Here is a 6,000-nt window from a genome sequence, read left to right as displayed (position 1 = left end):
AGTTATTAAAAAGCTATAATTGCGCTTCGACTCCGCTCAGCGTGACATAGCTCTGTAAATCGCTCATCTTAAATTTATGATCGGTTGTCATCCTGAGCGGGGTCGAAGGACTAATCCAGCTGCAAGGTTAAATGAACAAAAAACTCGTTGGCACTTTCGCGAATAATCAGTTCATGTTTTCCATAATATAGCAAGGATAAACGCTGTTTTACATTTTCCAATCCAATGCCACTTTTCAATTTCTCCGGATCGCTATCAGCCTTAATATAAATACTATTGCTTACATCGAAGTATAAAGTGCTTTCTTTTGTTTGTAAGGTAATTTTAATATACGATGGCTGTTGCAAACTGATACCATGTTTAAATGCATTTTCGATAAATGGAATCAATAACATTGGAGTAATCTGCAAATTATTCAGTTGTTCCTCAATATGCGTATCAATCCTGATGTCGGCAGAGCGTGAAGTACGCAGTTTTTGCAGGTCGATATAATTGTTCAGGTATTCCACTTCGCGCGTTAGTGAAATTTTATCCTGTGTATTTTCATGGAGCATAAAACGCATCATATCGCCCAATTTCTGGATGCCTTCTCCGGTTCTTTCTGCATTTTCCTGCAAAGCAGTTCCAAACAAAGTATTTAAGGCATTGAATAAAAAATGTGGATTGATTTGTGATTTTAGAAAATTCAGGTTCGCATCCGATTTGCCCAGTTCCGTTTTCAACATCTGTATTTCACTCAGTTTCTCAAATTTATGTTTGTAAACATACCAGGCAGATGGTGTAGTAATGCAGATTAAACATATTGCATTTAAAATGAGGGTAACCGGTACAACTGAGCCATTGCGCATAAAAGGGATAAGAACGATTAAAAGGAGGAGCGAAATAATAATGGTTATGCCAATGTTGCCCCAGAAATAACGGCCAAAGCCTTTAAAATCCTTTCTAAGGTTTGGAATGATATAATAAATGGCACAAAAGGCGATAAAAATATTTACCGGTGGCACAATAATCCAGATTACCAGTAATTCATAGTCTATCTTAACAGAAAGCACCGCAGTGAAAATCATGAGGGTAATTAGCCATATTTTAGTGCTCACAAATATTTCTGAAACAATGTTCTTGTTATAATCCTTTAAAAACTGAATTTTATTAAAAAGCTCTATGCCACGCTCGTTAAAAAAGGCATAAGCGTTAAAGAGTAGGTAGAGAAAGAAAATATAAGTAAATGCCTCACCAAAAAATATCTCGTACCCACGCTCCATATCATCATATTCCACGAGGCGGTAAGCTTCAGAATAGGTACTGGCTACCATCCAGCCAATAATAGAAAACGCAGTAACGGCAATGGTCATGATGAGGTTCATGGTAACATTCTTATTCCGGGCTAATTGTGGCATCGAAACAAAATTGAAGAGCAAAAAGCTGAAATAGAGGATACTAATCTTAAATAGTTCGGGGAGAAAAAAATTCTGCATGATACTATATTCAACTGAACTATCCGAAAAACGGTAAGAGCCACCACCAGCATAAGTAGATTGTGTGCAGATACTGATTAAAGCAAGAATGTATAATGTTGTAGAAATCCAAAACTCAAGCTGGTTGATGTTTTTAGTTGTATATGGTTTACCTGAAATAATTTCCATTTTATTTTATTTATGGTACAATTTTACAAAGAGAAATGGCTCTAATATTTAAAATGTGATGGATGCGGCAAAAAATGTGACGAATGAATAGGGTTGGTAGAATTGTTGAGGTTTTTAGGATCAGGTTAATTGTACAGCCAGATATAATTGTGCAGTCGGATGTTACCATCTGACTGTTTACGAAATTAACAATAATAAACTCCGAGTCAGATAGAAATATCCAACACCACGAATACTATGCCACCACCCATCTTACATCATCCCTTTTTTACTATCTTTGAAACGGATTGTTGGATTGGTTTCCATCATCCATATTACATTATCCATTTTTCACTCACTCACTCATTCAAAATTCAATAATGACCGTTTACGGAATTCCAAATTGCAATACAGTTAAAAAATCACTCGATTGGTTAAAAGCGCATCAGGTTGATTTTGAATTTCATGATTTTAAGAAAAAAGGCATTACCGAAGAAAAATTAAACGAATGGTGTAATACCTTTGGCTGGGAAACCGTACTGAACCGAAAAGGTTTAACCTGGAAAAAACTAACTAAAGAGGAACAGGCTAAAATTGATAACCAGGCCCTTGCCGTTGCTTATTTAAAAGAAAATACGAGTGCCATAAAACGCCCGATTATTGAGCAAAACAACAAAGCCATATTAATTGGATTTGACGATAACAATTATTTAAAAACACTAGCCTAATTCAATTGTTCTAATGTTAAAGTTTGTTAAATGCAGATTTTAAATGTCGAACTAAATTACTTTTGAGTATGTACAAACTGATCATTTTTCTATTGCTTGCCCTGCCCATTGGCGTTTTTGCACAAACGGTAACTACAGGTACAGTTTTCGATTATTCGAAAAAAACGCTTTCACTGCCTGGTGTTTCCATCAGAAACCTGAACAGTAAAAAATCAACCAGCACCAATAAAGAAGGTAAATATACCATTGCTGCTAACATTGGCGATTTGATCGAGTTTTCTGCCATTGGTTACCATACCGATACCTTATATTTAACCAATCTTTTAAACCGGACTATATATCTGCCGGTTAAATCGAACAGCTTAAAAGATGTAGATGTTACGGCCGTAAGAATGAACAGCCAGGTTACAGATGCTAAAGATCCATTGGCCGAGAAATACACTTTATTAAATACAGGCGGTAATTTAAACCGTAAACGTATGAAAGATAAAGTGGGTGGTTTAAACCTGAACCTCGGTTACGGCAAATATAAAAGACAGCAACGTAAGGAAGCCGATTTAGAAGAAAAGGAAATGTACCAGGATGAAATCGACGAAAACTTTACCCCCAAAGCCATAACCGATATGACGAAACTGGAAGGCGAAGACCTTAAAAACTTTATGATCATTTACAGGCCATCTATAGAAGCTGTAAAAGCCGAAAGACCGTTTCGTTATGCTTTTTACATCTCACGTGCCTTTGTTGCATGGAGAAAATTATCACCACAAGAAAGAAAATTGCAGGATTTGCCAAAATTGAAAGCAAACTAGCATGCTTTAATCAATTTGTACCAAGATAATAACCATTATTGGTAACATTATAACCACATATAAATCTATATGTGGTTATTTTTTATATTTACCACATATTACAACCTTATTATCATGAAACTGACTAAACTGATTAATTTTTGTTTGGTTTGTTGTGTTTTTGCTTTATCGGCATCGGCTCAACAGGCTACAACCACTGCACCAGCCACCAATTATAATCCGGCTGAAGCATTTGGACCACTATTTTACACCCAAAATGGGAATGAATTCCGCTCGGCAATTGGTGCGCCAGGACCAAAATATTGGCAAAACCGTGTAGATTATAACATTACCGCTAACCTTGATGAAACCAAAAACATGGTTTCGGGAACAGTTACCATTACCTATAAAAACAACAGTCCTGATAAGTTACCTTATTTATGGTTACAGTTAGATCAGAATACTTTTAAAGAAACTTCTCGTGGTTATGCCATTACCCCTTCACGTAGCCGTTATGGTGCACAGGGTGAAAAATTTGATGGTGGATATAAAATCCAGAACATTAGCGTAGCGCAAAAAGCAGGCGCGGTAAAATTCACCTCTCTGGTTGAAGATACCCGTATGCAGATCCGTTTAGATCAGCCATTGGCCGCTAACGGTGATATTGTAACCATTAAAATGGATTACTCTTACATTGTACCTAAAGAAGGATCGGACAGAACAGGACACTTAACCACGAAAAACGGTGAAATTTTTGCCATTGCACAATGGTTTCCACGCATGTGTGTATACGATGATGTAATTGGCTGGAATACTTTACCTTACTGGGGAGGTGGTGAATTTTATTGCGAATACGGCGATATCAACTTTGCCATTACTGCACCGGCAAGCCATATTGTAATGGGTTCGGGCGAGTTATTAAATCCTGCTGAAGTGTTTACTCCAGAACAGTTAAAAAGATGGAATGAAGCTAAACTGAGCGATGCTACAGTACACATCCGCTCCGAAGCAGAGGTAACCGATCCAAAATCACGTCCGGCGAAAGATAAATTAACCTGGAAATTTAAGATCACCAATGCTCGTGATGCGGCCTGGGCTTCATCAAAAGCATTTGTTTTAGATGCTGCACGTTACAAACTGCCAAGTGGTAAAACAGGTTTAGCTGTTTCTGCGCAACCGGTAGAAAGCAACGGTGTTGATTCTTACGGCCGTGGTGTAGAATATGTAAAATCAACTATCGAGCATTATTCTTCTAAATGGTTCGAATATCCTTATCCAATGGCGGTTAACGTAGCCACAAATATTGGCGGTATGGAATATCCTGGTATTGTTTTCTGCGGGTGGACAGCTAAAAAAGGAAGCGCATGGGGTGTAATCGATCACGAATTTGGTCATACCTGGTTCCCGATGATTGTAGGTTCTAACGAACGTAAATATGGCTGGATGGACGAAGGTTTTAATACTTTCATCAACGGTATTTCTAAGAAAAACTTTAACAAAGGTGAGTATGCTACTCCACCGTCTGATTTACATAAAATTGGTAAAAATGTTATCGGTAACCCGATTTACGAAAACATTATGCAGATGCCAGATGGCATGACCGAAAGAAATATTGGTGTTAACCTTTACAGCAAACCAGGATGGGGACTTGATATTTTAAGAAACCAGATTTTAGGTGAAGACCGTTTCGATTATGCTTTCCGCCAGTACATTAAAAACTGGGCATTTAAACACCCAACACCATTTGATTTCTTCCGTTCGATGGAAAATGGGGCAGGTGAAGATTTAGCCTGGTTCTGGAGAAGCTGGTGGTTAAACAGCTGGAAAATGGATCAGGGCATTGCTGCGGTTGAGCAGGTTAAAAAAGATGATAAATTGGTAGGTTATAATATTAAAGTTGTCAACTTAGAGAAAATGCCAATGCCGATTATCCTGCAGATCAAAACCAAAAGCGGAAAAACTGAAATCGTAAAAGTGCCGGTTGATGTTTGGATGAAAAATACCAGTTGGCTGGTGCGTTATCCAACAACTGAAGAAATCGAATCGGTTACTTTAGATCCGGATAAAGTATTACCGGATTCGAATCCTGATAATGATACCTGGACGGCTACAGGCAACTAAGCTTTCTTTAAATAATTCCAGACCTCCTGATTTTAAAAGATCAGGAGGTTTTTTATTGCAAAATACCGACGTTTTAGTGCATACTATCGGATAATTTAGCATGCTATAAACTTACACGATGGAAAAAACTACTTTAGAAATTACCAACCCCGAAGGTATATACGATCCCCGTCCACATGGATATTCGCACGTGGCCTCAGTTCAGGCTGATAGTCAGCTCGTATTTGTTGCCGGTCAGGGCGGTAGCAGAACAGATGGCGTTTTAAGCCATGATTTCAGGACACAAGTAAGCATAGTTTTCGAAAATATTGCCTTAGCTTTAAAAAGCAAAAATTTAACCATGGCCAATATTGCAAAACTGACTACATTGGTGGTTGATTATGATGATGAAAAACACCAGGTGCTGATCGAAGAATCGAACAAAATTTGGCCGGACCAGAAATTTCCGGTGAATACCTTAATTCCTGTGCAAAGATTGGCCTTAAACGGTATGCTGATTGAAATTGATGCTACAGCTGTCGGCTAATTTACAAACCCGGTTGCAATTATTGTTAAGCCGATATTGTGTTTTTTTGGAGAAATGAAGGGTTCTGCTCTCTTGGCGGTTTTCAGGCCCGCTTTCCGTTCAAAGTCCTCGCTGTGCTGCGGGCTTCCACTTCAATCGGGTTTAGAAACATCGGGTATTATACCTTCGGCGCGATGCTGGGAGCAGACCGTTCATCTTAAACCTGACAGTAGCGG

At 38.2% G+C, this 6,000-nt stretch carries 5 protein-coding genes; 4 read left to right on the top strand and 1 reads right to left on the bottom strand.

What is annotated here, in order from left to right; genetic code table 11:
- Window positions 1-110: 110 nt before the first annotated feature.
- Complete coding sequence (locus R2R28_RS19890; RefSeq protein ID WP_316827413.1) at window positions 111-1,643, bottom strand: sensor histidine kinase; 1,533 nt, start codon at window positions 1,641-1,643, stop codon at window positions 111-113.
- A gap of 359 nt (window positions 1,644-2,002) precedes the next feature.
- On the opposite strand from R2R28_RS19890, the gene R2R28_RS19885 reads away from it, so the two are divergent.
- The 4 genes from R2R28_RS19885 to R2R28_RS19870 all read left to right on the top strand — a co-directional run bounded on the left by R2R28_RS19885 (window position 2,003) and on the right by R2R28_RS19870 (window position 5,785).
- Window positions 2,003-2,350: a Spx/MgsR family RNA polymerase-binding regulatory protein gene (locus R2R28_RS19885; protein ID WP_316827412.1), complete on the top strand. Its 348-nt coding sequence runs from the start codon at window positions 2,003-2,005 to the stop codon at window positions 2,348-2,350.
- A gap of 68 nt (window positions 2,351-2,418) precedes the next feature.
- Window positions 2,419-3,159, top strand: a complete 741-nt coding sequence (locus R2R28_RS19880; protein WP_316827411.1) for a carboxypeptidase-like regulatory domain-containing protein — start codon at window positions 2,419-2,421, stop codon at window positions 3,157-3,159.
- A gap of 114 nt (window positions 3,160-3,273) precedes the next feature.
- On the top strand, window positions 3,274-5,259 hold the full coding sequence (locus R2R28_RS19875) for a M1 family metallopeptidase (RefSeq protein WP_316827410.1): 1,986 nt from the start codon (window positions 3,274-3,276) through the stop codon (window positions 5,257-5,259).
- Window positions 5,260-5,377: 118 nt separating this feature from the next.
- Window positions 5,378-5,785 (top strand): RidA family protein, encoded by a 408-nt coding sequence (locus R2R28_RS19870; protein ID WP_316827409.1) that lies wholly within the window; start codon window positions 5,378-5,380, stop codon window positions 5,783-5,785.
- The last annotated feature ends 215 nt before the right edge of the window (window positions 5,786-6,000 follow it).

This window comes from Pedobacter miscanthi (genome assembly GCF_032678605.1).
In the GTDB taxonomy this organism is placed as follows: Bacteria; Bacteroidota; Bacteroidia; order Sphingobacteriales; family Sphingobacteriaceae; genus Pedobacter; species Pedobacter miscanthi_A.
The sequence above is the reverse complement of the archived record's forward strand: the minus strand, read 5'-3'. Positions and strand labels throughout refer to the sequence as shown.